Source organism: Kinneretia sp. DJ1R-11 (genome assembly GCF_025717595.1).
GTDB lineage: Bacteria > Pseudomonadota > Gammaproteobacteria > Burkholderiales > Burkholderiaceae_C > Paucibacter_A.
Map to the genome: position 1 here is coordinate 150,677 of NZ_JAJIRR010000005.1, position 25,411 is coordinate 176,087.

Sequence of the window (25,411 nt, forward strand, 5' to 3'; positions counted from 1 at the left end):
CAGTATCGCGTGAACTCAACGGTATGGAGGAGGGGTACAAGCACTGGGCCGAGCGTCCTGCAGGCGCCGCTGGCTATGATGCCGGCCTGATGTGCCGCTGCTCTTCGTGGCGGCCTGCGCCCGCTTTTTGCCTCACCGTTCAGGATTGCCGCCATGTGGGTTCATCCCCAGTTCGACCCGATTGCCCTCCGTCTCGGCCCCGTGGCCATCCACTGGTACGGGCTGATGTACCTGGCCGCCTTCGGCATGTTCCTGTTCCTGGCTGGGCGACGGGTGCAGCAGGCGCCCTATGCACAGGCGGGCTGGAGTCGGCGCGATGTCGATGACTTGCTGTTCTTCGGCGTGCTGGGCGTGGTGCTGGGCGGGCGCCTGGGCTATGTGCTGTTCTACAAGCCCGACTACTACATCGACCATTTGCTTGAAGTGTTCGCGGTCTGGAAGGGCGGTATGGCTTTTCACGGCGGCTTGCTCGGTGTGATCGTCGCCATGGCGGTGTTTGCCAAATTGCGCGGCCGCAGCTTCTTCGAGGTGACCGACCTGATCGCGCCCTGCGTGCCCACCGGCCTGGCCGCTGGCCGACTTGGCAACTTCATCAATGGCGAGCTCTGGGGCCGTTTTGCAGACCCCAGCTTGCCTTGGGCCATGGTGTTTCCGCAATCGGGCTCGCCCGAGCCGCGCCACCCGTCACAGCTTTACCAATTGCTCGGTGAAGGCCTGTTCCTCTTTGTCTTGCTGTGGCTCTACACCCGGCGGCCGCGTCTGACGGGCCAGGTCTCGGGCCTCTTCCTGATCGGCTACGGCGCGCAACGCTTTGTCACCGAGTTCTTCCGCCAGCCCGACGACTTCCTCGGCCTGCGGGCCCTGCAACTGAGTCAGGGACAATGGCTGAGCCTGCCCATGATCGCGGCCGGGCTGGCGATCTGGCTCTGGGCCAGCCGCCGCCATGCGGCCTGAGCGATGCGCGCTCTGTTTCCTTGTCCTCCCCGAGCTGACTGACTACGAATGCGTCAAATTTTCTTCGACACCGAAACCACCGGCCTGCAGGCCGAGGGCGGTGACCGTGTGATTGAAGTCGGCTGCGTTGAGATGATCAACCGCCAGCTGACCGGCAACAACCTCCACCTCTACATCAACCCCGAGCGAGCCAGCCATGAGGACGCGCTGCGCGTCCACGGCCTGACCGAGGCCTTCCTGGCCGACAAGCCCAAGTTCGCCGAAGTCGCCGAGGAGCTGCTCGAGTTCCTGGCCGGCGCCGAGCTGGTCATTCACAACGCCCCGTTCGACATCGGTTTCGTCAATGCCGAGCTCAAGCGGCTGCGCAAGCCGCCCATCACCGACATCGTCGGCGGCGTACGCGACACGCTCTTGATGGCGCGCGAGATGTTCCCGGGCAAGGCCAATTCCTTGGACGCCCTGTGCCGTCGTCTGGAAGTGGACAACTCGGGCCGGACTCTGCACGGCGCCTTGTTGGACGCGGAGCTCCTGGCCGACGTCTACATCAATATGACCCGCGGCCAGGATGCGCTGCTGATCGACGACGCCGGCAGCGACAGCAATTCGGCTGAGTTCAAGCTGGCGGCGGTGGACCTGCGCAGCTTCCAGCTGCCGGTGCTGCGCGCCGACGAGGTCGAGCTCGCTGCCCACACCAAAGTGCTGGGCGAGCTGGACAAGAGCAGCGGCGGCAAGCGGGTCTGGCAGGACGGGGCTTGACCGAGTTGCTGCGAAGTTTTTGAGTAAATTCTTGCGGCACTCAAAAACTCATGGCATAATCGTGGGCTTCCCGGTTAGCGAAGTTTGCAAGTCGAAAGACGAGTGAGCCGAGTGAGTCAAAAGACGCGACCAAGACAACCGGGCGGTTAGCTCAGTGGTAGAGCACTGCCTTCACACGGCAGGGGTCGCAGGTTCGAACCCTGCACCGCCCACCAGGACTGCACCTTGAGTGCAAAAAGCTCCAGCAATCGAACTGGGGCGCTCTGGAAATTGGCAGTCGCGTCGAGATCGTAGAAATACCCGGTACCAGTTACCGGGCGGTTAGCTCAGTGGTAGAGCACTGCCTTCACACGGCAGGGGTCGCAGGTTCGAACCCTGCACCGCCCACCAAGGCTGAAAGCCCCGCAAGTCATGCGCTTGCGGGGCTTTTTCTTTGCCCCAGCGTTGCGATGGCTTGAGCTGCTGTCGGCCGCTCGGCGTAGAGCGGATAGAGCGGATAGAGTGGAGGTTTTCAACGCAGCGGCCCTGGGCGAGGGGAGACGAGTGAAGCCTCAGAAGAACATGATGATCAAGCGCAGAGTTTGTTTGACGGCCGGAGCCCGAGTGGCCGCTTTGCTCTTGGGTGGCGGTGCCTTGCCTGAATGGGCATGCGCGCAAGCCCCAAGTCCAGTTGCAGCTCGAGTCGCATTCGATGCCAAGACCCTGAATGAAGCCGTGGCGGCCTTGGGTTATGCGGCGCCGGTCGAGAGCCGTGATGTGAGCATCCAGGCGCCGGACATTGCCGAGGATGGTGCTTCGGTGCTCGTGACGGCCGCTTGCAGCCAGGCGGGTGTCAAGCAGATCATGTTCTTGCTCGACAGCGCACCGACGGCCTTGGCCGCCGTGTTCAATTTGGGTGCGGATATTGAGGCCGAGGTGTCTACACGCTTGCGGCTGGCGCGCAGTTCGGTGGTGTTCGCCGTGGCCATCACACAGGACAAGAAGGTCTTGTTTGCGCAAAAGGAAGTCAAGGTCGCCATGGGTGCTTGCGGTGCCGATGCGAAACCTGCCCGAGGTTTGCGGGCGGATGGTGTCAGCAGTACGCCGGTCCGGTGCTGAGATCAGGAGAAACAGTTCCATGGCAAATCCGATTCGAATCCGCCTGCGATTGAGTGGCGACAAGCTCGCCGTGCGAGTGGCGATCACGCATGAAATGGAAAGTGGCCTGCGCTTGGATGCTGCCGGCAAGACCATCGCGGCACGCTATATCCAGTCCGTGAGGACCGAGCTGAATGGCAAGGAAGTTCTGAGCGTGGACGTGGGTCCGAACGTGGCCAGAAATCCCAGTTTGGAGTTTTCCCTGAAGGGCGCCAAGTCGGGTGATACCGTGAAGGTGTCTTGGACGGACAACCAGGGCGGCACGCGCAGCGACACGGCTGCGGTGGCGTGACCGCTGTTTTGCCTTTGCAGCCTTAGGCGACTGGCCGCAAACGCCACGCTCACCCAGGGGGTCAGATCTTGCTGCCGGCGAGAAGCGTTGTGGCATGGCGTTGGCAAACTCGCGCCAGGCATGCGCTCGTCGCGTTTGAAACGACATCTCTGTGTGGTCGGTCTGGACAGGCGCAGGCAGCCTTGGCATGCTGGCTTGGCCCGTGATTGAGCAGCCCCCGCTTGATCGGCATCCCTTGCAATTCTGACTCTGAGGACATTCCATGCTTCGTCGCAGTGCCGAGTGGTTTGACGCGCAGTACAACAACCGCGCCCGGGTCGCTGAGAGCGCGGTGCTGCTGGATCGATGGAGCCGGGCTTCGAAGCTGGTCCGGGAGCAGGCGCTCTGCGAACTCGACATTGCCTATGGCGATGCGCCCTCGGAGCGCCTGGATGTGTTTCCGACAGCCACCGCTCAGGCGCCGGTGCTGGTGTTTCTACATGGCGGCTACTGGCGCGCACTCGACAAGTCGGACCATTCCTTTGTCGCCAGTGCCTTCACGGATGAAGGGGCCATGGTGGTGGTTCCCAACTACGCTTTGTGTCCCTCGGTCGGCATGGAGCGCATCCCTTTGCAACTGGTGCAGGCCCTGGCCTGGGTGTGGCGCCATGCAGCCGATCACGGCGGCGACCCCAATCGCATCGTCCTTGTCGGCCATTCGGCGGGTGGTCATCTGGCCAGCATGCTGAGCTGCTGCGACTGGAAAGCAGTTGCGCCCGATCTTCCTCGCCATCTGGTCAAGGGCGTTCTGTCGATTTCAGGCGTGCATGATCTGGCGCCCTTGCGCCAGACTTCCTTCCTACAGTCTGACCTCAAGCTCGATGCTGAGTCGGTGCGGCGATTGAGCCCGGTTCAGTTCCCTGCGCCCGACACGCCGCTCTACGCCATCTGCGGCGGCGCCGAAAGTGAAGAGTTTCGTCGTCAGAATCGCTTGATACGTCAGGCCTGGGGGCGGCGTGCGGTGCCGATTTGTGAAGAGATCGCCGGCTGTAATCACTTCGACATCCTTCATGATTTGGCAGATCCTCAGGGCCGCAGCCACCAACTGGCGCGCAAGCTGCTCGATCTGCGTTGGTACAGCGCTTTGCTTTGACGCGGCTGAGGCCGCGCTACCATGGGCGTGCTGCAGCTTGGCCGTAACTGGGGCTGAACGAGCAGCATCGACAGGGACGGATCAGGGATGAGGACCAGGCCATGAGCATCAGCGCGGAAAGTCTCCTCAGTCTGGAGGACTACGGCGAATACCGGCGGGCCCATCAAGCCGAGATCCAGGAGTACCGGCGCCGTCGCTCGGTGCTGCTGGGCGAACACATGAGCTTGCAGTTCGAGAGCGAACAGACCTTGCGTTACCAGCTGCAGGAGGTCTTGCTGGCCGAGCGCCTGGTAGAGCCCGAGGATATTCAGCGTGAGCTGAGCCTCTATGCGCGCCTGCTGCCCAGCGGCAGCAATTGGCGGGCCAGCTTGTTGATCGAGTTCACCGACCCCCAGCAGCGCGAGGTCGAATTGCCGGCGCTGCAGGGCGCTGAGCAGCGCTTTTTTGTCGAGGTGCAAGGCATGGAGCGCGTCTATGCTCTGGCCAATGAGGATCTACCGCCCGCGGCGCCCGGAGCTGCCCCGGACAAGCCCTCAGCCGTGCATTTCCTGCGCTTCGAGTTCAGCCCCGAGCAGCGCGATGCCCTGCGTATTGGCACACCGGCCAATATTGGCTGCGAGCATCCCGCCTATCCGGTTGACGAACCGATTCCCGCGTCCACCTTGAGCAGCCTGGTCGGTGACTTTCAGGACACCGCCATATAGCGGCCGGGTCGGTGATTGATGGCCAGGGCGGCATTGATGGCCACCATGCCCAGCAAGGACATGCCGACACGCTCAGGTGCAACAAAGCCCAGGGCACACAGCAGGATCACTCCGTCCAGCCCCGCCTGCACATAGCCGGCCCGCCAGCCGCGCTTTTCTTGCAGATACAGCACCAACACATTGAGCCCGCCCAGCGAGGCGCGGTGGCGAAAGAGGATGAGCATGCCAGCGCCGATCAAGAGGCCGCCAGCCACGGCTGCGAACCAGGCGTTCAGCTCCGCGAACTGCAGCCAGCGTGGCAGCACCTCGGCCAACACGGCCATCAGGCTGACGGCCGCGATGGTCTTGAGCGTGAAGGGCAGGCCCATGCGCCTGTAGGCCAGCCAGTAAAACGGCAGGTTGATGCAGAAGAACAAGGCGCCGAAAGACAGGCCCAGGCTGTAGTGCAGCAAAAAGGCGATGCCCACGGTGCCGCCGGTTAGCATGCCGGCCTGCTTGAACAAGGCCACGCCCAGGGCCACGAACAAGGTGCCGGTGACGATGGCCTGCACGTCCTCCAGCAGCGAATGCTTGAAAGTCCGGCTCAGGGTTTCGCGCAAGCTCATCCGACGATGCCCGACATGAAGTACTTGATCACGCCCTTGGCCAGAAAACCGACCAGGCCGAAGCCCAGGCCGAGCAGCAGGATGAAGGTGCCGAAGCGGCCCGCCTTGGACTCGCGGGCCAGCTGCAGGATGATGAACACCATATAGGCCATGAAGCCGCCCACGCCCCAGGTGAGGCCAAACTGGGCGAGTTCCTGTTCGCTGTATCCAAACATCCTGGTGTCTTTCGGTCCGATCTGGGCGTCTGTGTTCGGCGGCTGTGCTTGGCTTATGTTGCGGCGCGTTCGTTCAGTCGTTGATGCTGACCAGATCGCGGTAGGCATGCCAGCTGGCATGGCCCAGCAAGGGCACGACCAGCACCAGGCCGACCATGAAGCTGGCCATGCCCAGCAGGGTCAGCAACATGATGATGGCGGCCCACAAGGCCACCGGCGCGGGGTATTCCATGACCACGCGCCAGCTGGTGAAGACGGCGCCCAGCACGCCGATGTCGCGGTCCAGCAGCAGGGGCACGGCGACCAGGGTGGAGGCAAACACCGGCGCGGCCAGCAAGGCGCCCAGGGCCAGCCAGGCTTCGAAGAGGTAAGAGTCTTCGTTCAGCACCACATGGCGGATGAAATCGATGGGCTCGCGGATGGCATGGCCGCTGAAGCCGGTGATCAGCGAGGCGGAGGTCATGACCCAGCCGGTGCCGGCAAAGGCCAGCAACACGCCGAACACCACCAGGCGCCCGTCGCGTGGCCACCAGGTGTGCAGCACGGTGTGCAGGGTGGGCGTGCGGCCCAGCTCCAGATCACGGCTGATCACATAGAGGCCGGTGGCCAGGATGGGTGCCACCAGCAGGAATCCGCTGAAGGCCCCGGCCAGCAGCCAGAAATGGTGGCGCGCCAGCAGCACGATCAGGCTGCCGGCCAAGGCCATGGCCAGACCATGGGCCAGCGAGGCACCGGGGCAGCGCCACATATCGCGCCAGCCGCGCGCCAGCCAGCCCAGGGGGCGCAGGGCGGGGATGGGCTTCACGCCAAACTTGCGTGATTGGGCCAGGGCTTTTTCGGTGTCCAGGAAGGGCATGGGCGGGGTCAGGTCTCAGCAGCAATGGTGCCATGCTCGCACGGCCTTGTCCTTGATGCCCATCAAGACAAACACGGGTGGGCTGCTGGATGGCGCCCGCGCTGCACTCTACTCAGGCGGGCAGGCTCACTGCATCGAGCAATTCACTCTCTATTTGAAGCTGAGCGCGGTTCTGCTGCAGCGCAGGCCCATCGACCAAGAAGGTGTCTTCCACCCGCTCGCCCAAGGTGGAAATCTTGGCCAGTTGCAAATTGATGCCATGGCGGGCCAGCACGCGGGCAATCGCGTAAAGCAGGCCGGCGCGGTCGCTGGTGCTGATGGACAGCAGCCAGGCCTGGCCGCGCTCGTCCGGGCGCAGGGCGATGCGCGGTGTGTAGGGGAAGCTCTTGACTCGACGCGAGAGCCGGCCGCGGCGCGGCTCCGGCAGCGGGCCTTGGGCCAGCAGGGCTTGGCTCAGCTTGGTTTCAACCAGGGAGACCAGGTCTCGGTGGTGCAGTTCCAGATCGGGGCTGATGACCTGGAAAGTGTCCAGGGCGAAGCCACGCCGCGTGGTGTGCACCTTGGCATCGAGGATGTTGAAGCCGGCGCCGTCGAAATAGCCGCAGATGCGGGCGAACAGGTCCTGGCGGTCCGGCGAGTAGACCAGCACCTGCAGGCCTTCGCCAATCGGCGAGGGCCGGGCCTGGACCACCGGCGTGGCAGTCTGCACATGGCGCCAGAGCGAGCGCGCATGCCAGGCCAGCTCGCCCGCCTCGTGGCGGGCGAAGTAGCTGATGGCCAGGGTGTCCCAGAGCGCGGTCTCGGTGCCGGGCAGCATGGAGTGCAGGGCCAGGGTGTGGCGCGCTTCGTTCTTGCGGGCCTCGATGTCGGCGGCCAGATTGGGCTGGGCGCCGCCCAGGGCGCGCAGGGCCAGGCGGTAGAGGTCTTCCAGCAGCTTGCCCTTCCAGGCATTCCAGACCTTGGGGCTGGTGCCGCGGATGTCGGCCACGGTCAGTAGGTAGAGCGCTGTCAGGTGGCGGGCATCGCCGACGGTGGCGACATAACGCTGGATCACTTCGGGTTCGGACAGGTCTTCCTTCTGCGCCACACGCGAATGGGTCAGATGGTGCTGAACCAGGAAGACGACCAGTTCACTGTCCTCTTTGCTCAGGCCATGGTCGCGGCAGAAGCGCCGCGCGTCATCACCACCGAGCTCGGAATGGTCGCCGCCGCGGCCCTTGGCCACATCGTGGAAGAGTGCGGCGATATAGAGCAGCTCGGGCTTGTCCCACTGCGCCGCCAGCTGCGAGCAGAAGGCGTACTCGTGCGCATGCTCGGGGATGAAGAAGCGCCGTACATTGCGCAGCACCATCAAGATGTGCTGGTCCACGGTGTAGACGTGGAACAGGTCGTGCTGCATCTGGCCGACGATGCCGCGGAACACCCAGAGGTAGCGCCCCAGCACCGAGGTCTGGTTCATCAGCCGGAAGGCGTGGGTCTGGCCCTCGGGTTGGCGCAGGATCTGCATGAAGGTGGCGCGGTTCACCGGGTCACGGCGGAAGGCCGCGTCCATTTGCGCGCGGGCGTTGTAGAGCGCGCGCAAGGTGCGGGCCGACAAGCCCTTGATGCCGGGCGTCTGCTGGTAGACCAGAAAGGTGCGCAGGATGGCATGCGGCTCGCGCTCGTAAAGCTCGTCGCTGGCCACCTCCAGCATGCCGGCGCGGTCCAGGAACTGCTGCTCATGGCCTGGAATGGGGCGCATCAGACCTTGCTGGGAGCCGTTGATCTGTTCTTCCAGGTTCAGCAAGAGGATCTGGTTCAGCTGGGTCACGGCCTTGGCCGCCCAGTAGAAACGCCGCATCAGCACTTCCGAGGCGCGCTGGGCCTTGCTGGACTGGTAGCCGAAGCTCTCGGCCACGGCGGTCTGCAGGTCGAAGACCAGGCGGTCTTCGCGTCGGCCGGCCACGGCATGCAGGCGGGCCCGGATCAGCTTGAGCAGGCCTTCGTTGCGCTGCAGTTGGCGGCTCTCGAAGGCCGTGATCAGGCCACGTGCGGCCAGGGCTTTCCAAGTATGGCCCAGGCCGGCGGCGCGGGCGATCCAGATCAGCACCTGCAGATCGCGCAGGCCGCCCGGGCTTTCCTTGCAATTCGGTTCCAGCGAGTAGGGCGTGTCCTCGAATTTCGTGTGCCGCTGTCGGGCCTCCAGCGTCTTGGCGCGCAAGAAAGCGCTGACGTCGAGATGCGCATGCTGGCCTTGCACCATCTGCTTGAACAGCGCGCGTGCGCCGGCCAGCGGCCGGGCTTCCAGCAGGGCGGTCTGCACCGTCACATCGGCGGATGCTTCCTGCAGGCATTCACCAAGGGTGCGCACCGAGGAGCCCAGCTCCAGGCCGATGTCCCAGCAGGCGGTGATGAAGGCTTCGATGCTTTGCTTGACGGCGCCGGGCTGGTGCGATTCGACCCCGTCCGGCAGCAAGAGCAGCACATCGACATCGGAGTAGGGGAAGAGCTCGCCGCGGCCATAACCGCCCACGGCCACCAGACAGAAACCGGGCGGCATCTCGGCCTGGGCCCAGAGCTGCTGCAGCACACCGTCGACATGGCGGGCCAGCTGGCGCAGCAGACGCTCGGCGGCGCGCTGGGTCGGCGGCGCGGCGCGGAACGCTTCGATCAGCGCCTGCTTGCCGCCCTTGAGCTGCTGGCGCAGCTCCGTGATGCTGCTGGCCATGGCGGCGCCTCTCAGGTGCAGGTGCTGGTGATGAAGGCGGGCAGGGCGGGGCTGCCCTCGGACAGAGTGAAGACCTCGTAGCCGGTCTCGGTGACCATCAGCGTGTGTTCCCACTGGGCCGACAGCGAGCGGTCCTTGGTGACGATGGTCCAGCCATCGCCGGTTTCCTTGATCTCGCGCCGGCCGGCGTTGATCATGGGCTCAATCGTGAAGACCATGCCGGGTACCAGCTCCTCCAGCGTGCCGGGGCGGCCGTAGTGCAGCACCTGCGGCTCTTCATGGAAGACCTGGCCGATGCCGTGGCCACAGAACTCGCGCACGATGGAGAAACCGTTGCTCTCAGCAAAGCTCTGGATGGCATGGCCGATGTCACCCAGGCGCGCGCCCGGCTTGACCTTGGCAATGCCCTTCCACATGGCCTCGTAGGTGAAGGCACACAGGCGCTTGGCAGCGATCGAGCCCTCGCCAACCACAAACATGCGGCTGGTGTCGCCGTGCCAGCCGTCCTTGATCACGGTGACATCGATGTTGACGATGTCGCCGTTCTTCAGTGCTCGGTCATTGGGAATGCCGTGGCAGACCTGGTGGTTGGTCGAGGTGCAGATGGACTTGGGGTAGGGGATGTAGCCGGCCGGCGTGTAGTTCAGCGGCGCGGGAATCGCTTGCTGGACATTGACGATGTAGTCATGCGCCAGCTTGTCGAGTTGCTCGGTGGTGATGCCCGGTTTGACATGCAGGGTCAGCATGTCCAGCACCTCGGAGGCCAGGCGCCCGGCAATGCGCAAGGCCGGGATGTCGGCGCCGGATTTGATCGTGATCGTCATGTGGGGATTTTAGGGGCTGCGCCCGGGGCTTTGCTTCCGACGCTGCAAACCCCCGGGTCGTCACAGACCTCAGTCCTTCCAGACGATGATGCCGAAGTAGGAGGTCACCAGGACCAGCACGCCGAAGACGATGCGGTAATAGGCGAAGGGCACGAAGCTGTGGCTGGAGATGTAGCGCAGCAACCAGCGCACGCAGACCCAGGCGCTGAGGAAGGAGAACAGCAGACCGACGCCGAACATGGGCACGTCGGCCATGCTCAACAGGGCACGCTCCTTGAACAGGCTGTAGGCGCCGGCACCGATCAAGGTCGGGATGGCCAGGAAGAAGGAAAAGTCGGTCGCGGCCTTGCGCGACAGGCCCATCAGCATGCCGCCAATGATGGTGGAGCCCGAACGGCTGGTGCCAGGCACCATGGCCAGACACTGGATCAGGCCGACTTTGAGCGCGTCCAGCGGCGTCATATCGTCCACATGGGCGATGCGCACCGTGGCTTGTTGGCGGCGTTCGGCCCAGAGGATGATGAAGCCGCCGATGATGAAGGTGCTGGCGACCACGGTCGGCGTGAACAGATGGGCCTTGATGGCCTTGCCAAACAGCAGGCCCAGGATCACCGCTGGCAAAAAGCCGATGGCCACATTGAGGGTGAAGCGGCGTGCGCGCGCGTCCGATCCCAGGCCGGTGGCCACTTCACGCAAGCGCTGCCAGTAAACCAGGATGACGGCGAAGATCGCGCCGGTTTGGATGGCGATGTCGAAGACCTTGCTCTTGGCATCATCGAAGCCGAGCAGGGCGCCGGTCAGGATCAGGTGTCCGGTGGACGAGATGGGCAGGAACTCGGTCAGCCCCTCGACGATGCCCATGATGGCGGCCTTGATCAGCAATACGATGTCCACGCAGGGCACTCCCTCTCAGTTTTGAAATGGCCGCGATGATAGCCCGCGCGCGTTTCGGCACTTTGGGCGGCTTGGTCGAGCCGGCATAAGATTCTTTACCTGCTGGCCGTGCGAGCCGGCCCCACAATCGGGGCCGTCGCTGCCAGCGCACCCGGCTCCTGCTGGGTATGCTGCGGCCCGGCCATCGCCAGCTGTATGAGTGGCCGAAATTGCAATGCTGTTCACGCGGCCGCTGCCGCGTCTTGCCTGAGAGTGTTCCGCGCATGAAGCCTTGGATGAAGATTGCTGTGCCCTTGCTGGGCTTGATCGTTCTGCTCGCCCTGGGCGGCAAATGGATGCAGAGCCGTAAGCCCGGCGCTGCGGTCAGCGCAGCGGGCGCAACAGCCGCCAAGACGCCCCCGGCGCTCGTGCTGACCGAGATGGACCTGCTGCAGGTGCAAAAACAGCGTTTTTCCCAAACCCTGGAACTCAGCGGCAGCCTGAAGGCGCGCGAGTCGGTGCTGATCAAGGCCAAGGTGGCGGGCGAGTTGCTGCGGCTGGATGTGCGCGAAGGCGACACCGTGCGAGCTGGCCAGGCCCTGGGCCAGATCGACCCGGTCGAGGTGGACCTGCGCCTGCGCCAAGCCCAGGAGAATGCCGCAGCGGCCAAGTCCCAGCTGGACATCGCCCAGCGCAATCTGGACAACAACCGTGCCCTGGTCGCCCAGGGCTTCATCTCCTCCACGGCCATGGAGACCGCCAGCGCCAGCGCTGCCGGTGCCCGTGCGACTCTGCAGGCGGCCGAAGCCGCGGTCGGCCTGGCGCGCAAAGCCAAGTCCGATGCCCAGCTGATCGCGCCGATTGCCGGCCAGGTGGCGCAGCGCCTGGCCCAGCCCGGAGAGCGCTTGGCCCTGGACGGCCGGGTGCTGGAGATCGTCAATCTGAGCCAGCTGGAGCTGGAAGCGGCCGTGGCGCCGGAGCTCAGTGTCGGGCTCAAGCCCGGTGCCCTGGCCCAGTTGCAGATCGAAGGTCTTGCCGAGCCGGTGCCGGCCACGGTGGCGCGCATCAACCCGGCCACGCAGAGCGGCTCGCGCGCGGTCATGGTCTATTTGCGCTTGGACGGCCGACCGGGCCTGCGCCAGGGCATGTTCGCTCGCGGCCGCATCTTGCTGGTGGAGCGTGAGGCCCTGGTGGCTCCGGCCTCCAGTCTGCGTTTGGACAAGGCCAAACCCTATGTTTTGCAAGTGATCGACGGCCGGGTCAAGGCCCAGACCGTGGAACTGGGGCTGGTCGGCGAAGGTCTGGTCGGCGGCCGAAGCGTGGCGGTGCAGGAGCTGCGCAGCGGTGTGGCCGCTGGGGCGCTGCTGCTGGCGCTCTCGGCGGGCCAGGTGCCGGAGGGGACTGTGGTGAGTCGGGGGCCAGTCAGCGCGGCGGGCTCAGCTTCCGCAGCCTCCGCACGCTGATCGGGCCGCCGCCATGTGGTTCACCCGCGTTTCCATCCAGAACCCCGTCATGGCCGTCATGGTCATGCTGGCTTTTGTCGTGCTGGGCCTGTTCAGCTACCAGCGCTTGTCGGTCGATCAGTTCCCCAATATCGACTTCCCCACCGTGGTGGTGCAGATGGACTATCCGGGCGCCTCGCCCGAGATCGTCGAGAGCGAAGTCACCAAGAAGGTGGAGGAGGCCGTCAATACGGTGGCCGGCATCAATGCGTTGACCTCGCGCTCCTACGAGGGCAGCTCGGTGGTCATCATCGAATTCAACCTCGATGTCGACGGCCGCAAGGCGGCCGAGGACGTGCGCGAGAAAGTGGCGCTGATGCGGCCGAATCTGCGCGATGAGGTCAAGGACCCACGCATCTCACGCTTCGACCCGCAGAGCACGCCCATCTTCAACGTCGCCATCCTCTCGGAGGACGGCAAGAAGAACACCCAGGAGCTGACCACCTGGGCCACCCAGGTGCTGCAAAAGCGCCTGGAGAATGTGCGCGGCGTGGGCTCGGTCAGCGTGGTGGGCGGCCTGCAGCGCCAGATCCAGCTGCAGCTGCGCCCGCAGGCTATGGAAGCGCTGGGCATCACCGTGGATCAGGTGCTGGCCGCCGTGCGGAGCGAGAACCAGGAGCTGCCCATGGGCAATCTGCGCTCGCTGGAGCAAGAGCGGGTGGTGCAGATCAATGCCCGGCTCAAGCGGCCCGAGGACTTCCGCGACATCGTGGTGGCACGCAAGGGCGGCGCCTCGGTCAAGCTCTGGCAGGTGGCCGATGTGGTGGACGGCCCGCAGGAGGTGGAAAGCCTGGCCCTCTACAACGGCCAGCGCACGGTGCTGCTGAGTGTGCAGAAGAGCCAGGGCGAGAACACCATCGAGGTGGTGGACGGCCTGCAGCGCGCGCTCAAAGAAGCGCAAGACCTGACCCCGCCGGGCGTCAAGGTCGAGGTCAACCGCGACAACTCGCGCGCGATTCGCGTCTCGGTGGCCAATGTCAAACGCACGCTGTTCGAGGGCGCGGCCCTGACCATCCTGATCGTGTTCCTGTTCCTGAACAGCTGGCGCTCGACTGTCATCACCGGCCTGACCCTGCCGATCGCCTTGATCGGCACCTTCCTGTTCATGTATGCCTTCGGCTTCACCATCAACAACATCACCATGATGGCGCTCAGCCTGTGCGTGGGCTTGTTGATCGATGACGCCATCGTCGTGCGCGAGAACATCGTGCGCCATGTGCAGATGGGCGCCACGCCGCGCCAGGCGGCGCTGGACGGCACGGCCGAGATCGGCCTGGCGGTGCTGGCCACCACCTTGTCCATCGTCGCGGTCTTCCTGCCCATCGGCTTCATGGGCGGCATCGTCGGCAAGTTCTTCCATGAGTTCGGCATCACCATCGTCGCGGCGGTGCTGATCTCCATGTTCGTGAGCTTCACCCTGGACCCGATGCTGTCGAGTGTCTGGCACGACCCTCAGGCTCATGGGGTGCATCAGGGGCCGCCGGTGACGCTGTACGACAAGACCTTGGGCCGCCTGACTGGCGCGGTGGACCGCTTCACGAACTGGCTGTCGGCGGGTTACCAGCGCATCCTGGCCTGGTCTCTGCGCCACAAGGGCGCAACCCTGCTGATCGCGCTGGCAACGTTTTTGTCCAGCTTTGTGCTGCTGGCCGGCGTGGGCAAGGAGTTCGTGCCCAAGGCCGACCTGTCGGAGACGCAGATCAATTTCTACACGCCCGTGGGCTCGGCCCTGGAGGTGACCGAGGCGCGCGCCAAGCAGATCGACGCCTTGCTGCGCGAGCTGCCCGAGGTGCGCTACACCGTGGCCACCATCAACAGCGGCTTTGCCGCCGGCAAGATCTATGGCGCCATCTATGTGCGCCTGGTCGACCGCAAGGACCGCCAGCGCAGCGTGGCCGACCTGGCCGAGCCCATGCGCCAGCGCCTGGCCACCGTGCCCGGCATCACCGTCACCAACATCGGTCAGACCGATCTGGGCGGCGGCAAGAGCCTGCAGTTCTCCATCCAGGGCAGCGATCTGGGCGAGCTGGAGCGCATCTCCAAGCAGGTGGTGGCCCGGCTGCAGAAGATCCCCGGCCTGGTCGATCTGGACACCACGCTCAAGCCCAACAAGCCGACGGTGTCGGTCGAAGTGAAGCGCGATGTGGCGGCCGATGCCGGCCTCAACGTCAATGCCCTGGCGGGCACGCTGCGCACCTTGTTGGCCGGCACCATCGTGGGCAACTGGCGAGCCTCGGACGGCGAGAACTACGATGTGTTGCTGCGCTTAGGGCCGCAAAGCCGCGACTCTCTGGCCGACTTGCAGCGCATGCCCATCAACCTGCCGGCGGCCGCCGACGGCATGCCGCGCGTGATGGCGCTGTCGCAACTGGCCGAGGTGCGCCCCTCGACCGGGCCCAACCAGATCAACCGCCGCGACATGGCGCGCGAGATCACTCTGGACGCCAATGCCTTGGGCCGCAGCTCGGGCGAGGTGTCGGCCGACATCAAGAAGGTGCTGGACGAGACCGCCTTCCCGCCCGGCTACCGTTACAGCTTTGGTGGCTCGACCAAGAATATGAACGAGTCCTTCCAGTACGCCGTCGGCGCGCTGGGTTTGGCCGTGGTCTTCATCTACATGATTCTGGCCAGCCAGTTCAAGAGTTTCTTGCAGCCGCTGGCGCTGATGAGCTCGCTGCCGCTGACCCTGGTGGGTGTGTTCCTGGCCCTGCTCTTGTTCCGCTCCACGCTCAATATGTTCAGCGTCATCGGCATCGTCATGCTGATGGGTTTGGTGACCAAGAACGCCATTCTCTTGATTGACTTTGCCATCCGCTCGCGCGCGGGCCAGCATGGCAATGGCGTGGACCAGGAGCCCATGGAGCGCGAGGCGGCCTTGCTGCATGCGGCCCATGTGCGGCTGCGGCCCATTCTGATGACTACGCTGGCCATGGTCTTCGGCATGGTGCCCCTGGCTTTTGCGCTCAGCGAGGGTTCCGAGCAGCGCGCGCCCATGGGCCAGGCGGTGATTGGTGGCGTGATCACCTCCTCGCTGCTGACCCTGGTGGTGGTGCCGGTGATCTATTGCTATCTGGACGATCTGGCCTCCTGGGCGAAACGGCGCTGGACTGGAAATAGAATTCCCGCCGTACCGGGCGCGCCTGAGGCGGCCTCGGCGGATTGAGATTGAACAACACGCAAAAGACTGGACCGAGATGAACATCGAACAAGCCCGCTTCAACATGATCGAACAGCAGATCCGCCCTTGGGATGTGCTGGACGCTGATGTGCTCCAGCTCTTGGCGGTGGTGAAGCGCGAAGATTTCGTGCCAGTGGCCTGCAAGGGCCTGGCCTTCATGGACACCGAGATTCCACTGGCCGACGGTCAGCGCATGCTGGCACCGCGCGTCGAGGCCCGCCTTCTGCAAGAGCTGAAAGTGGCTCGCCATGAAAAGGTGCTGGAAGTCGGCACCGGCAGTGGCTTCATGGCGGCGCTGCTGGGCCACCGCGCCCAACGCGTGCTGAGCCTGGAAATCAATCCCGAGTTGGCAGCCCATGCCACCCTCACGCTCAAGCGCGCCGGCGTGCTCAACGTCACCGTGTTGGAGCAGGATGGCTCGCAAGGCCTGGCCAAAGAAGCACCGTTTGACGTCATCCTGCTGTCGGGCTCGGTGGCCGAGGTGCCGGCCGCGCTGCTGGCCCAACTCAAGGTGGGCGGTCGCCTGGCCGCCATCGTCGGCGAAGAGCCGGTGATGCGCGCCCAGCTGATCACCCGTGTGGACGAGAAGAACTACCGCACCGTCGAGCTGTTCGACACCGTGGCGCCGCGTCTGCACGGTTTCACCGAGCGCAGCAGCTTCCAGTTCTGAGATGCAGCCCTCGCTGAGCGTGACTGATTTTCACGCGCTGTGTGCGCGCAGCGCACCCGGGGCGGACGTGGCGAGCTTGCCGCTGCTGCTGGACGTGCGTGAACCTTGGGAAGCGGCGTTGGCCAGCATTCGCATCGAGGGCGTGCCGGCGCAATTGATTCCCATGGGGCAGCTGCCCGAGCGCTTTGAAGAGCTCGACCGCCTGCAATCCATCGTCTGTTATTGCCATCACGGCATGCGAAGTCAGCAAGTCGTCGCATTTCTACAGCGCCAGGGCTTCGATTCCGTCTATAACCTCGCCGGTGGCATTGACGCGTGGTCCTTGCAGGTGGACCCTGGCGTGCCTCGCTATTGATGACCAAACCCAACAAGCGTGCATCCCGCTAGGATCACGGCTCAGGACTCAAAAAGCTAATCGCTGACAAGGAAGCTCATGCGTGACCCACGTGCTATGAATTCGCGCCATTCCTCCAACCCGGGCCGTGCCCTGAGCCGTGTCGGCATGGCGCTGGCGCTGTTGATGGCCGGCGCTGGCAGCGCCCAGGCGCAAAGTCTGCAGGAGCTGTACGACGCGGCCCGCGCTTTTGATGCGCAGTTTCTGTCGGCCCGTGCGCTGGCGGATTCGGCCCAGTACAAGGCGGCTCAGGCCGATGCCTTGGCTCGGCCCAGCCTCGGCCTCGGGGTGACGGCCAAGCGTGACGAAACAGACCCGCCGAATGTTGGCCGTGTTGGTGCTAGTACCTTGTCGGCCGGCCTGCAAGGCAAGTACGCCTTGTACAACCCGGGCAACAAGCTGAGCATCGCTCAAGCGCAATTGGGTCTGACGGTTGCTCAGGCCGACCTGGAGAGTGCCGAGCAGGATCTGATCGTGCGTGTCGCGCAAGCCTATTTCGATGTGCTGGGTGCCCAGGACGTGCTGGGCACGGCACGCGCCAGCAAGGTCATGATTTCCGAACAGCTGGCTTCGGCCAAACGGAATTTCGAAGTCGGTACCCAAACCATCACCGACACCCGCGAAGCGCAAGCTCGCTATGACTTGGCCCTGGCCACCGAGATTGCTGCCGAGAACGATCTGCGCATCAAGAGTGTGACCCTGGACCAGCTGGTTGGCCGCAACGGCGTGACGCCCAAGCCATTGGCTGTGCCCGTGGCCCTGCCAGCCGTGACGCCGCTGACGGTGGACCCCTGGGTGGCGCAGGCCGACGAGCTGCACCCGCTGATTCGCAAGGCCCGCATGGGCCTCGAAGTGGCCAAGTTGGAAATCGGTAAAGCGCGCGCTGCCGACGGCGTGACGGTGGACCTCAACGGTAGCCTGGGCGCCCAGGATGCCCGTGGTTCGGGCGCTCAGCTCAAGGGCACGACCGGCACGGCCAGCCTTGGCGTGACCCTGAGTCTGCCGCTCTACACTGGCGGTGCCACCCAGAACCGCATCAAGGAAACCCTGGCCCTGGAAGAGAAGTCACGCAACGACCTCGACTACGCCCGCCGCGCCGTGTCCGAAGGCACCAAGCGCGCCTTCTTCGGCGTGCAGTCCCTGACGGCCCAGGTCAAGGCCCTGGAAGCGGCCGAGTCTTCGTCCAAGCTGGCGCTGGAAGCCACGCAACTGGGCTACAAGGTCGGCGTGCGGGTCAATCTGGACGTGCTCAATGCCCAGACCCAGCTTTTCAACACCCAGCAAAACCTGGCCAAGGCACGCTACGACGTGGTCATGACCAGCCTCAGGCTGCGCCAGGCCTCGGGCCAGCTCAAGCCCGAGGATGTGTCGGCCGTGAATCAGCTGCTGGCCAAGTAAGGCTGGCGTCGCTGATCGCCCGTCAAGGCGCTTTGGCCCCCGAATCGCCCGCCGGAGCTTGCCTCCTGCGGGCGTTTTTCATGGGCTCTGGGAGACAATGGTACCCATGCTTTATTTGCTCTCTCCCGCCAAGTCCCTGGACTACGAAACACCGGTTGCTGACGCGCTGAAACCCTGGATCACCAAGCCACAGTTCACCTCCCATTCGAGTGAGTTGATCGAGGTGCTCAAGACGCAGACGCCGGCCGATATCGCCCGCTTGATGGATCTCTCCGAAGCTTTGTCCGAGCTCAATGTGGCGCGCTATCGGGCCTGGCGTCCGCGTTTCACCGAGAAGAACAGCAAGCCTGCGGTGTTGGCCTTCAATGGCGATGTCTATGACGGCCTGCAGGCCGTCAGCCTGAGCCCCGAGCAGCTGCAATGGGCGCAGAGCCATGTGGCGATTCTTTCGGGCTTGTACGGCGTGCTGCGCCCGATGGACCTGATGCAGCCTTATCGCCTGGAGATGGGCACGCGTCTGGTGAATCCGCGCGGTAGCAATCTCTATCAATTCTGGGGTGACCGGCTGGCCGAACACCTGAATGCGCGAGCCGCTTCCAGCCAGGTGCCGGTGATCGTCAACCTGGCCTCGCAGGAGTATTTCAAGGCCGCCGACCGCAAGTGCTTGCAGCCGCGGGTGCTGGAATGCGTGTTCGAGGACTGGAAGAACGGCCAGTACAAAATCATCAGTTTCTTCGCCAAGCGTGCGCGCGGCCTGATGGCCCGCTTCGCCATCACCGAGGGCGTGGACACGCCGGCAGGACTGCTGGACTTCAATCTCGACGGCTACCGCTACCATGCCGAAGTCTCGACACCCGAGCGCCTGGTGTTCCGTCGTCGTCAGGCCGATTGAAGGTTTTCCTTCCCTTTTCTGAGTCCCTCAGTTCACCATGAGTGCACAACAACTGATCACCGCCGATCTGCGCCAGTGGATCGCTTCGCAGCTGGCCCAGGGCTGCAGCCAGGAGCAATTGCTGGCCGCCATGCAAAGCAGCGGCTGGGACGCCTCGGTGGCCGCGAGCGCCTTGGCGCAGACCTTGGATCCCTCCCTGGTTCAGCCCATGGCCACCGGCCTCAGCCAAGCGGTGCGTGAGGCCGCCGCCGGCAGCCCGGTGCCTGAGCCCGATTTGAGTCGTGGGTCGCCAGTGCTGCAGATCGGTGACCGCGCCGTGCGCGTGCTGCTGAGCCTGCGCCATCCGCGCGTGCTCGTGTTCGGCGGCCTGCTGTCGGATGAAGAGTGCGACGCCATGGTGGCGCAGTCCGAGGCGCGCTTGGCGCGCTCGGAAACCGTGGCGGCCAAGGACAGCGGCAGCGAGGTCAATGCCGCTCGTACCAGCGAAGGCATGTTCTTCGAGCGCGGCGAGAATGAATTGATCCGCCGCATCGAGGCACGTCTGGCAGCTTTGCTGAATTGGCCGGTGGACCATGGCGAGGGCCTGCAAGTCTTGCGTTACCGGCCCGGTGCCGAGTATTTGCCGCATTACGATTACTTCGACCCTGGGATGAGCAGCACGCCTGCCATCCTCAAGCGCGGCGGCCAGCGGGTCGGCACCCTGGTGATGTACCTCAACACGCCGACGGCGGGCGGCGCCACCATCTTTCCGGACATTGGCCTCGATGTCTTGCCGGTCAAGGGCAATGCCGTGTTCTTCAGCTATGACAGGCCGCAGCCCCAGACCCTGACCCTGCACGGCGGTGCGCCGGTGCGCGAGGGCGAGAAGTGGGTGGCGACCAAGTGGCTGCGTCAGGGCGTGTTTGTTTGAATGAAAGGGATTTGAGAGTGATTCAGGAGTTGCAAGTCATGAACCATAAGAACATCATCATCGCCCTGTGCGTGGGCCTGCTGGGCGCGCTCAGCGCCGCTTCGGCGCACAGCCAGATCAGCAGCCAAGGCACGGTCATCCAGACTCCGCAGCCTGTGGCGCCGGCGGTGGTGGGCTTGCATCAGATTGAAGACGCGGCGACTGCGGCGAAACAGGCGTCGCCAGCAGCGGCGGCCAAGGCAAGCAAGAAATCTGGCAAGAAGGCGGACAAGAAGGCAGGCAAGGCTGCGGGTCAAGGGGGCGGTAAAGCGGCTGCCAAGGCGTCCGGTGCCAAGGCGAAGGCGAAGGCGAAAGCGTCCCGCGGCATGGCCGGCGCCAAGGGCAAGAAGCCTGCGGCCGAGGGCGGCAAGACCAGCAAGAAAAAAGCCCATCAGGCGGCGGCCAAGCGCAAGGCGCATTGAAGACAGGCAGCTGCATTTGCCAGACGCCTGAAGTCGGGAGACTTCGGGCCTGGGTGCAGGAGCGGTGAGTCTCGGAGCTCAGCTCCGCAAAGGCAGCTGGCTTTGCTTCAGTTGCCGCAGCACAAAGCTCGACTTGCTGTGGCGGATGCCCGGGATCTTGTACAGGCGCTCGCGCAGCAGGCGCTCGTAGTCGCGCGTGTCCGAGACGGCGATGCGCACGTAGTAGTCGTAGTCGCCCGAGACCAGGAAAGCCTCCAGCACCTCGGGGATCTGCTCCAGCGCGCGGCCGAATTCGAACAAGGCTTCGTCGGAATGGTTGTCCAGAGTCACCTGCACGATCACGGTGTCGGCCAAGCCGATCTTGGCGGCATTGAGCCGCACGGCATAGCCCTCGATCACGCCGGCTTCCTCCATGCGTTTGATGCGCGCCCAGCAGGGTGAACTGGTCAGGCCAACGCGGCCGCTCAGCTCCTGAAGGCTGATGCGGGCGTCCTGCTGCAGGCAGGCCAGGATGGCGAAATCGAATTTATCGAGCTTCATGCTGTGTGAGTTTAACTTTGCAGCAAATTTTGCTTATGGCTTGCTGATTCAAGGAAAAATTCGGCAGCCTTTGCTGGCGCTTCTTGGGCACAGTGCTGGCATGAGTGCATTGCCCGAAACCCTGTTCGCCGCGGATCTCGATCTCGCCCCGGTTCTTCAGCCCGCCGTCCCGAGCAACGGTGCGCAGGCCTTGATTGCCAGCCTGTTGGCTCTCGGCGTGGATACCGTGTTCGGCTACCCCGGCGGCGCCGTGCTGCCGCTCTACGACGCCCTGCATGCCGAGCCGCGCCTGCGGCATGTGCTGGTGCGCCACGAGCAGGCCGCCGTGCATGCAGCCGAGGGCTATGCGCGCAGCACCGGCCGGCTCGGTGTGGTGTTTGTGACCTCGGGGCCTGGCATGAGCAACACCACCACGGGACTGCTGGATGCGCTCTGCGACAGCATTCCAGTTCTGTGCATCAGCGGCCAGGTGGCGACCACGGCCATCGGCACCGATGCTTTCCAGGAATGCGACGCTTTGGGCATTTCCAAGCCGGTGACGAAATGGAATGTGCAGATCCGCGCGGTCGAGCAGGTGGCGGCCGCAGTGCAAGAGGCTTGCTGGCGCGCTTGCGGCGAGCGACCCGGCCCGGTGCTGATCGACTTTCCCAAGGACATCCAGCTGCAGGCGCTGCCGACCTCGCAATGGCAGCCGCCGGTCCAAGCTGAGCTGCCGTCGCCGGTCGTGGACGCTGCCGCTGTTGCGGCAGCACTCGACTTGTTGGTCGCAGCGCAGCGCCCGGTGTTCTATGGCGGTGGAGGTTTGATCAACTCGGGCGTGGCGGCCTGCGCCAGCTTCCAGCGTTTGGTCACTTCCACCACTGCGCCGTGCACCCTGACCTTGCTCGGCTTGGGCGCGGTTCCGGCCTCCAGTCCGCAGTGGCTGGGCATGCTGGGCATGCATGGCAGTCTGGAGGCCAATCTGGCCATGCATCACGCCGACCTGATCGTTTGTGTTGGCGCGCGCTTTGACGACCGAGTCACCGGTCGCCTGGACAGTTTCTGCCCCGGTGCCAAGGTCATTCATCTGGACATCGACCCGGGGTCCATTGGCAAGGTGGTGCCTGCCGATGTGGCTTTGCCTGGTGATTGTGCGGCCACGCTGGCGGCCCTGGAACAAGGCTGGGTCAGGCGGGCGCAAACCCTGGATCTGCGCGCTTGGTGGGCGCGCATCGCCACCTGGCGTGCCGCCGATAGTTTCGGTTTTGATGACCCTGGCGTGGGCGCCATCCTGCCGCAGGCCTTGATGCGCCAGCTGCAGCAGGCCGCCGAGCAGCAGAGGCCGGGGCAGGGCGCCATCGTCTCCACCGATGTGGGCCAACACCAGATGTGGGCGGCCCAGCATTTGCGTTTCGAGGCCCCTGGGCGTTGGCTGACCTCGGGGGGCGCAGGCACCATGGGCTACGGTTTGCCCGCTGCCTTGGGGGCGCAGATCGCATGCCCGGATGAGCTGGTGGTCTGCGTCAGTGGCGACGCCTCGGTGCTGATGAACATCCAGGAAATGTCGACCGCCGTGCAGCACCGCCTGCCGGTCAAGTTGGTGCTGTCCAACAACGGCCGCATGGGCATGGTGCGGCAATGGCAGGAGTTGATCCACGGCGGCCGTTACAGCCACAGCTACACCGAGGCGCTGCCGGATTTCGTGGCCTTGGCGCGCGCTTTCGGTTGGCAGGCCTTGCGGGTCGAGCGGCGCGAGGACCTGGACGCCGCGCTGCAGCAATGCCTGGCCAGCACGGGGCCGTTTTTTCTCGATGTTCAGGTCCTGGCCGAAGAAAACTGCTTCCCCATGATTCCGGCGGGAGCCGGCCATCAGGAAGTCTGGTTGGGCAAAAACAAGGCCTATGTGGAGCCTGGCGTAGATCAGCCCGTGTCTTGACACCCGATCCGGCTGGCCGTCGGCTGTTGTGATCGTGATGAAGCGACTTGTTCCCGTGCTATGGCCTGCCGCAACTGCTAAATTGAAGCGCCAGTGACAGCAGTGCGGCCCTTGAGGCGCCTGGTTGATCACACGGATCCAAGGCGGCGCTTTTCAGCCAGTTGCTCATGCAGACCTTGTCAATACGGACCTACTTGCTGCTGCTCTTCCTGGCCACCGCTTTGCCGGTGTTTGGTTTGCTGGGTCTGGGCATCTATCTGGACATGCAGCACACGGTGGAGCAGACCAAGACTTCCTTGCGGACCTTGGCAGCGACCATGATTCGCAACACCGGTGGCAGCTTGAGCAAGGCGCAGCAAAGCCTGGAACGCTTGGCTGCGCGGCCACAGGTGCAGCTGATGGATGAGCAGCAATGCGACCCGGCGCTCGCTGGCTTGCTGTCCATGAATCCGGCCTATGCCAATGTGGTCTATGCCAATCTCGAGGGGCGGGTGCTGTGCTCGGCTCATCCCCTGCCCGGGGGCAAGGCGGTCAGCGTGCAGGACACACCTTGGTTCCAGGAGTTTCTGCGCGAGCCACGCCCCATGGTCGGCCTGCCCCACAAGGGCTTGATCACCGGAAAGTGGGTTTCGGTTGTGGCAAGCCCGGTGCGCAATGCGCGTCAGGAGCTGGTCGGTGCGGTCTACCTGCCGCTGGACTTGAGCAGCTTCAACCCCAATGTCCCCGATCAGTGGCTGCCGGCCGAGAGCCGATATGGATTCATTGCGCGCGACGGCACGCTGATTTGGCGCAATCTCGATCCCGAAGGCGTGATCGGCAGCAAGCCCAAGTCCGAGGCCGCACAGCGCATTGCTGAAATCGGCAGTGGAGAGTTCGAGAGCCTGGCGATTGATGGTGTCCGGCGTTATTTCTCGGTGCAAGTGATGCCGGAGACCGGGTGGGTCGCCTTTGTCGGGGTGCCGGCTTCGGTGGTCTATGAAGAATCCCGCCGCCGTGCCTTAATCGCCTTGGTCGTGGCCTCGGGAACCTTGCTGATGCTGGTTTTGATGGCGGGTCTGATCGCACGGCGTATCACCCGGCCGATCGCGCGACTTGAGGGCATCACCCGGCTGATCCATAGCGGCCAGTTCGGTGCGCGCTTGGTACCAGAGGGGCCGCGTGAGCTGCGCGAGGTGGCGGAGGCCTTCAATGCCATGACGTCGCGTATGGAGCTGTCCACTCGCCAACTGGAGGCCGAGATCAGGGAGCGAAAAGACATGGAAGACCAGATTCGCCTGCAGGCGGTCCTGGACCCGCTGACTCAATTGCCCAATCGTCGCCTCCTGATCGACCGACTGGGCCAAGCCATCTCGATGAGCAAGCGCAGCGCTTGCTACAGCGCCCTGATGTTCGTCGACCTGGATCAGTTCAAGCCGCTCAATGACCAGCAGGGCCATGTAGCCGGCGACCAACTGCTGGTGGAGGCAGCCGGCCGCTTGCGGCGCAATGTGCGCGAGCAGGACACGGTGGCGCGCTTCGGTGGGGATGAGTTCGTCGTGTTGACGGTCGAGCTGAGCGGTGAGGCGGAGCTGGCGCGCGCCCAAGCTGCCGTCATCGCAGAGAAAATCAGACTGGCTCTGGCCGAACCCTATGCCTTGCAGCGTCGGATAGATGGCCATACTGTCAAAGTTGAACTCGAATCCGGCGCCGAGGGGCTTGCCCAGTCCTTCAGCTACCCCTGCACGGCGAGTATCGGTGTGGTGATGTTCCGTGCCGGCGAAGTGGATCCGGCCGAGATCTTGAAACAGGCCGACCAGGCCATGTATCAGGCCAAGAACTCAGGCCGCAACCGGGTTTGCTTTTACGGCGCGGTGGCTTGAGGCACAAAAAAAGCCAGGCTGCATCAACAGGCCTGGCTTTGTTTCGAGTGTCCGGGCCGCGAGGGCCCAGGCAGAGCGTCCTCAGACGCGCTTGCGGTACTCGTGCGTGCGGGTGTCGATTTCGATCTTGTCGCCCTGGGCCACGAAGATGGGCACGGGGATTTCGAAACCGGTGGAGATCTTGGCGGGCTTCAGGACCTTGCCCGATGTGTCGCCCTTGACGGCCGGTTCGGTCCAGGTCACTTCACGCACCAGGGAGGTGGGCAGTTCAACCGAGATGGCCTTGCCGTCGTAGAACACCACTTCCACGGGCATGGAGTCTTCCAGGTAGGACAAGGCGTCGCCCATGTTCTCGGCTTCGACTTCGAACTGGTTGTACTCGGTGTCCATGAACACATACATCGGGTCAGCGAAGTAGGTGTAGGTGCAGTCGCGCTTTTCCAGGATGACCTGGTCCATCTTGTCGTCGGCCTTGAACACGACTTCGGTGCCCGAGTTGTTCAGCAGGCTCTTCAGCTTCATGCGCACGGTGGCTGCATTGCGGCCGCCACGGCTGTATTCGGTCTTCAGCACGACCATCGGGTCTTTACCGTGCATGATCACGTTGCCGGCGCGGATTTCTTGAGCAATCTTCATG

Annotated in this window: 24 protein-coding genes and 2 tRNA genes; 18 read left to right on the forward strand and 8 right to left on the reverse strand. The window is 64.2% G+C overall.

From position 1 onward, the window contains the following. The first annotated feature begins 153 nt into the window (after positions 1-153). The 8 genes from lgt (at position 154) to LNV23_RS10995 (ending at position 4,975) form a co-directional block, all read left to right on the forward strand. Entirely contained in the window at positions 154-954 is an 801-nt protein-coding gene (gene lgt / locus LNV23_RS10960) for a prolipoprotein diacylglyceryl transferase (protein WP_263563019.1), read from the forward strand. A gap of 48 nt (positions 955-1,002) precedes the next feature. Continuing rightward, complete coding sequence (gene dnaQ / locus LNV23_RS10965; RefSeq protein ID WP_263563020.1) at positions 1,003-1,710, forward strand: DNA polymerase III subunit epsilon; 708 nt, start codon at positions 1,003-1,005, stop codon at positions 1,708-1,710. 140 nt (positions 1,711-1,850) lie between these two features. Beyond that, positions 1,851-1,925 (forward strand) — tRNA-Val (locus LNV23_RS10970). 100 nt (positions 1,926-2,025) lie between these two features. Next, a tRNA-Val gene (locus tag LNV23_RS10975) sits at positions 2,026-2,100 on the forward strand. 213 nt (positions 2,101-2,313) lie between these two features. Next, positions 2,314-2,808 (forward strand): thiosulfate oxidation carrier protein SoxY, encoded by a 495-nt coding sequence (locus LNV23_RS10980; RefSeq protein WP_263563021.1) that lies wholly within the window; start codon positions 2,314-2,316, stop codon positions 2,806-2,808. A gap of 19 nt (positions 2,809-2,827) precedes the next feature. Next, on the forward strand, positions 2,828-3,139 hold the full coding sequence (soxZ, locus tag LNV23_RS10985; RefSeq protein ID WP_263563022.1) for a thiosulfate oxidation carrier complex protein SoxZ: 312 nt from the start codon (positions 2,828-2,830) through the stop codon (positions 3,137-3,139). A gap of 262 nt (positions 3,140-3,401) precedes the next feature. After that, positions 3,402-4,271: an alpha/beta hydrolase gene (locus LNV23_RS10990; protein ID WP_263563023.1), complete on the forward strand. Its 870-nt coding sequence runs from the start codon at positions 3,402-3,404 to the stop codon at positions 4,269-4,271. 101 nt (positions 4,272-4,372) lie between these two features. Beyond that, on the forward strand, positions 4,373-4,975 hold the full coding sequence (locus LNV23_RS10995; RefSeq protein WP_263563024.1) for a DUF3501 family protein: 603 nt from the start codon (positions 4,373-4,375) through the stop codon (positions 4,973-4,975). On the opposite strand, the gene LNV23_RS11000 is transcribed toward LNV23_RS10995, so the two are convergent. The 6 genes from LNV23_RS11000 to LNV23_RS11025 form a co-directional block, all read right to left on the reverse strand. Then, positions 4,957-5,580, reverse strand: a complete 624-nt coding sequence (locus LNV23_RS11000; RefSeq protein WP_263563025.1) for a YitT family protein — start codon at positions 5,578-5,580, stop codon at positions 4,957-4,959. The two genes, LNV23_RS10995 and LNV23_RS11000, sit on opposite strands and share 19 nt — an antisense overlap. Beyond that, complete coding sequence (locus tag LNV23_RS11005; protein ID WP_263563026.1) at positions 5,577-5,795, reverse strand: DUF2788 domain-containing protein; 219 nt, start codon at positions 5,793-5,795, stop codon at positions 5,577-5,579. The genes LNV23_RS11000 and LNV23_RS11005 overlap by 4 nt, the downstream gene beginning before the upstream one ends. A 73-nt stretch (positions 5,796-5,868) precedes the next feature. Continuing rightward, positions 5,869-6,651, reverse strand: coding sequence for a DUF2189 domain-containing protein (locus tag LNV23_RS11010; protein ID WP_263563027.1), 783 nt, complete (start codon positions 6,649-6,651; stop codon positions 5,869-5,871). A gap of 112 nt (positions 6,652-6,763) precedes the next feature. After that, positions 6,764-9,358, reverse strand: a complete 2,595-nt coding sequence (locus LNV23_RS11015; protein ID WP_263563028.1) for a [protein-PII] uridylyltransferase — start codon at positions 9,356-9,358, stop codon at positions 6,764-6,766. Between the two features lie 11 nt (positions 9,359-9,369). Next, positions 9,370-10,182: a type I methionyl aminopeptidase gene (map, locus tag LNV23_RS11020; RefSeq protein ID WP_263563029.1), complete on the reverse strand. Its 813-nt coding sequence runs from the start codon at positions 10,180-10,182 to the stop codon at positions 9,370-9,372. Positions 10,183-10,251: 69 nt separating this feature from the next. After that, entirely contained in the window at positions 10,252-11,076 is an 825-nt protein-coding gene (locus tag LNV23_RS11025; protein WP_263563030.1) for an undecaprenyl-diphosphate phosphatase, read from the reverse strand. A gap of 263 nt (positions 11,077-11,339) precedes the next feature. Here LNV23_RS11025 and LNV23_RS11030 point away from each other — a divergent pair, with 263 nt between their 5' ends. The 8 genes from LNV23_RS11030 to LNV23_RS11065 all read left to right on the forward strand — a co-directional run bounded on the left by LNV23_RS11030 (position 11,340) and on the right by LNV23_RS11065 (position 20,460). Then, positions 11,340-12,518: an efflux RND transporter periplasmic adaptor subunit gene (locus tag LNV23_RS11030; protein ID WP_263563031.1), complete on the forward strand. Its 1,179-nt coding sequence runs from the start codon at positions 11,340-11,342 to the stop codon at positions 12,516-12,518. Between the two features lie 13 nt (positions 12,519-12,531). After that, entirely contained in the window at positions 12,532-15,720 is a 3,189-nt protein-coding gene (locus LNV23_RS11035; protein WP_263563032.1) for an efflux RND transporter permease subunit, read from the forward strand. Between the two features lie 31 nt (positions 15,721-15,751). Continuing rightward, positions 15,752-16,405 (forward strand): protein-L-isoaspartate O-methyltransferase family protein, encoded by a 654-nt coding sequence (locus tag LNV23_RS11040; RefSeq protein ID WP_263563033.1) that lies wholly within the window; start codon positions 15,752-15,754, stop codon positions 16,403-16,405. Position 16,406: 1 nt separating this feature from the next. Then, entirely contained in the window at positions 16,407-16,760 is a 354-nt protein-coding gene (locus tag LNV23_RS11045; RefSeq protein WP_263563034.1) for a rhodanese-like domain-containing protein, read from the forward strand. Between the two features lie 78 nt (positions 16,761-16,838). After that, complete coding sequence (locus LNV23_RS11050) at positions 16,839-18,197, forward strand: TolC family outer membrane protein (protein WP_263563035.1); 1,359 nt, start codon at positions 16,839-16,841, stop codon at positions 18,195-18,197. Between the two features lie 106 nt (positions 18,198-18,303). Then, positions 18,304-19,089: a peroxide stress protein YaaA gene (gene yaaA / locus LNV23_RS11055; RefSeq protein WP_263563036.1), complete on the forward strand. Its 786-nt coding sequence runs from the start codon at positions 18,304-18,306 to the stop codon at positions 19,087-19,089. A gap of 37 nt (positions 19,090-19,126) precedes the next feature. Beyond that, on the forward strand, positions 19,127-19,999 hold the full coding sequence (locus tag LNV23_RS11060) for a 2OG-Fe(II) oxygenase (RefSeq protein WP_263563037.1): 873 nt from the start codon (positions 19,127-19,129) through the stop codon (positions 19,997-19,999). Positions 20,000-20,037: 38 nt separating this feature from the next. Then, on the forward strand, positions 20,038-20,460 hold the full coding sequence (locus LNV23_RS11065; protein ID WP_263563038.1) for a hypothetical protein: 423 nt from the start codon (positions 20,038-20,040) through the stop codon (positions 20,458-20,460). Between the two features lie 78 nt (positions 20,461-20,538). On the opposite strand, the gene LNV23_RS11070 is transcribed toward LNV23_RS11065, so the two are convergent. Next, positions 20,539-21,000, reverse strand: a complete 462-nt coding sequence (locus tag LNV23_RS11070; RefSeq protein WP_263520383.1) for an Lrp/AsnC family transcriptional regulator — start codon at positions 20,998-21,000, stop codon at positions 20,539-20,541. A 100-nt stretch (positions 21,001-21,100) separates the two neighbouring features. On the opposite strand from LNV23_RS11070, the gene ilvB reads away from it, so the two are divergent. Both ilvB and LNV23_RS11080 read left to right on the forward strand, forming a co-directional pair. Continuing rightward, positions 21,101-22,915: a biosynthetic-type acetolactate synthase large subunit gene (gene ilvB / locus LNV23_RS11075; RefSeq protein ID WP_263563039.1), complete on the forward strand. Its 1,815-nt coding sequence runs from the start codon at positions 21,101-21,103 to the stop codon at positions 22,913-22,915. A gap of 167 nt (positions 22,916-23,082) precedes the next feature. Next, a complete protein-coding gene (locus tag LNV23_RS11080; protein WP_263563040.1) occupies positions 23,083-24,774 on the forward strand; it encodes a GGDEF domain-containing protein in 1,692 nt (563 codons plus the stop codon). A gap of 81 nt (positions 24,775-24,855) precedes the next feature. Here LNV23_RS11080 and efp read toward each other — a convergent pair whose 3' ends face one another. Then, positions 24,856-25,410, reverse strand: coding sequence for an elongation factor P (gene efp, locus LNV23_RS11085; protein ID WP_263520386.1), 555 nt, complete (start codon positions 25,408-25,410; stop codon positions 24,856-24,858). Between the last annotated feature and the right edge of the window lies 1 nt (position 25,411).

What these genes read in the sequence shown, in the direction of transcription:
- lgt (WP_263563019.1), top strand. Translation starts at nt 154, where the DNA reads ATGTGGGTTCATCCCCAGTTCGACCCGATTGCCCTCCGTCTCGGCCCC.
- dnaQ (WP_263563020.1), top strand. Translation starts at nt 1,003, where the DNA reads ATGCGTCAAATTTTCTTCGACACCGAAACCACCGGCCTGCAGGCCGAG.
- soxZ (WP_263563022.1), top strand. Translation starts at nt 2,828, where the DNA reads ATGGCAAATCCGATTCGAATCCGCCTGCGATTGAGTGGCGACAAGCTC.
- LNV23_RS10990 (WP_263563023.1), top strand. Translation starts at nt 3,402, where the DNA reads ATGCTTCGTCGCAGTGCCGAGTGGTTTGACGCGCAGTACAACAACCGC.
- LNV23_RS10995 (WP_263563024.1), top strand. Translation starts at nt 4,373, where the DNA reads ATGAGCATCAGCGCGGAAAGTCTCCTCAGTCTGGAGGACTACGGCGAA.
- LNV23_RS11000 (WP_263563025.1), bottom strand. Translation starts at nt 5,580, where the DNA reads ATGAGCTTGCGCGAAACCCTGAGCCGGACTTTCAAGCATTCGCTGCTG.
- LNV23_RS11005 (WP_263563026.1), bottom strand. Translation starts at nt 5,795, where the DNA reads ATGTTTGGATACAGCGAACAGGAACTCGCCCAGTTTGGCCTCACCTGG.
- LNV23_RS11010 (WP_263563027.1), bottom strand. Translation starts at nt 6,651, where the DNA reads ATGCCCTTCCTGGACACCGAAAAAGCCCTGGCCCAATCACGCAAGTTT.
- LNV23_RS11015 (WP_263563028.1), bottom strand. Translation starts at nt 9,358, where the DNA reads ATGGCCAGCAGCATCACGGAGCTGCGCCAGCAGCTCAAGGGCGGCAAG.
- map (WP_263563029.1), bottom strand. Translation starts at nt 10,182, where the DNA reads ATGACGATCACGATCAAATCCGGCGCCGACATCCCGGCCTTGCGCATT.
- LNV23_RS11030 (WP_263563031.1), top strand. Translation starts at nt 11,340, where the DNA reads ATGAAGCCTTGGATGAAGATTGCTGTGCCCTTGCTGGGCTTGATCGTT.
- LNV23_RS11035 (WP_263563032.1), top strand. Translation starts at nt 12,532, where the DNA reads ATGTGGTTCACCCGCGTTTCCATCCAGAACCCCGTCATGGCCGTCATG.
- LNV23_RS11040 (WP_263563033.1), top strand. Translation starts at nt 15,752, where the DNA reads ATGAACATCGAACAAGCCCGCTTCAACATGATCGAACAGCAGATCCGC.
- LNV23_RS11045 (WP_263563034.1), top strand. Translation starts at nt 16,407, where the DNA reads ATGCAGCCCTCGCTGAGCGTGACTGATTTTCACGCGCTGTGTGCGCGC.
- LNV23_RS11050 (WP_263563035.1), top strand. Translation starts at nt 16,839, where the DNA reads ATGCGTGACCCACGTGCTATGAATTCGCGCCATTCCTCCAACCCGGGC.
- yaaA (WP_263563036.1), top strand. Translation starts at nt 18,304, where the DNA reads ATGCTTTATTTGCTCTCTCCCGCCAAGTCCCTGGACTACGAAACACCG.
- LNV23_RS11060 (WP_263563037.1), top strand. Translation starts at nt 19,127, where the DNA reads ATGAGTGCACAACAACTGATCACCGCCGATCTGCGCCAGTGGATCGCT.
- LNV23_RS11065 (WP_263563038.1), top strand. Translation starts at nt 20,038, where the DNA reads ATGAACCATAAGAACATCATCATCGCCCTGTGCGTGGGCCTGCTGGGC.
- LNV23_RS11070 (WP_263520383.1), bottom strand. Translation starts at nt 21,000, where the DNA reads ATGAAGCTCGATAAATTCGATTTCGCCATCCTGGCCTGCCTGCAGCAG.
- ilvB (WP_263563039.1), top strand. Translation starts at nt 21,101, where the DNA reads ATGAGTGCATTGCCCGAAACCCTGTTCGCCGCGGATCTCGATCTCGCC.
- LNV23_RS11080 (WP_263563040.1), top strand. Translation starts at nt 23,083, where the DNA reads ATGCAGACCTTGTCAATACGGACCTACTTGCTGCTGCTCTTCCTGGCC.
- efp (WP_263520386.1), bottom strand. Translation starts at nt 25,410, where the DNA reads ATGAAGATTGCTCAAGAAATCCGCGCCGGCAACGTGATCATGCACGGT.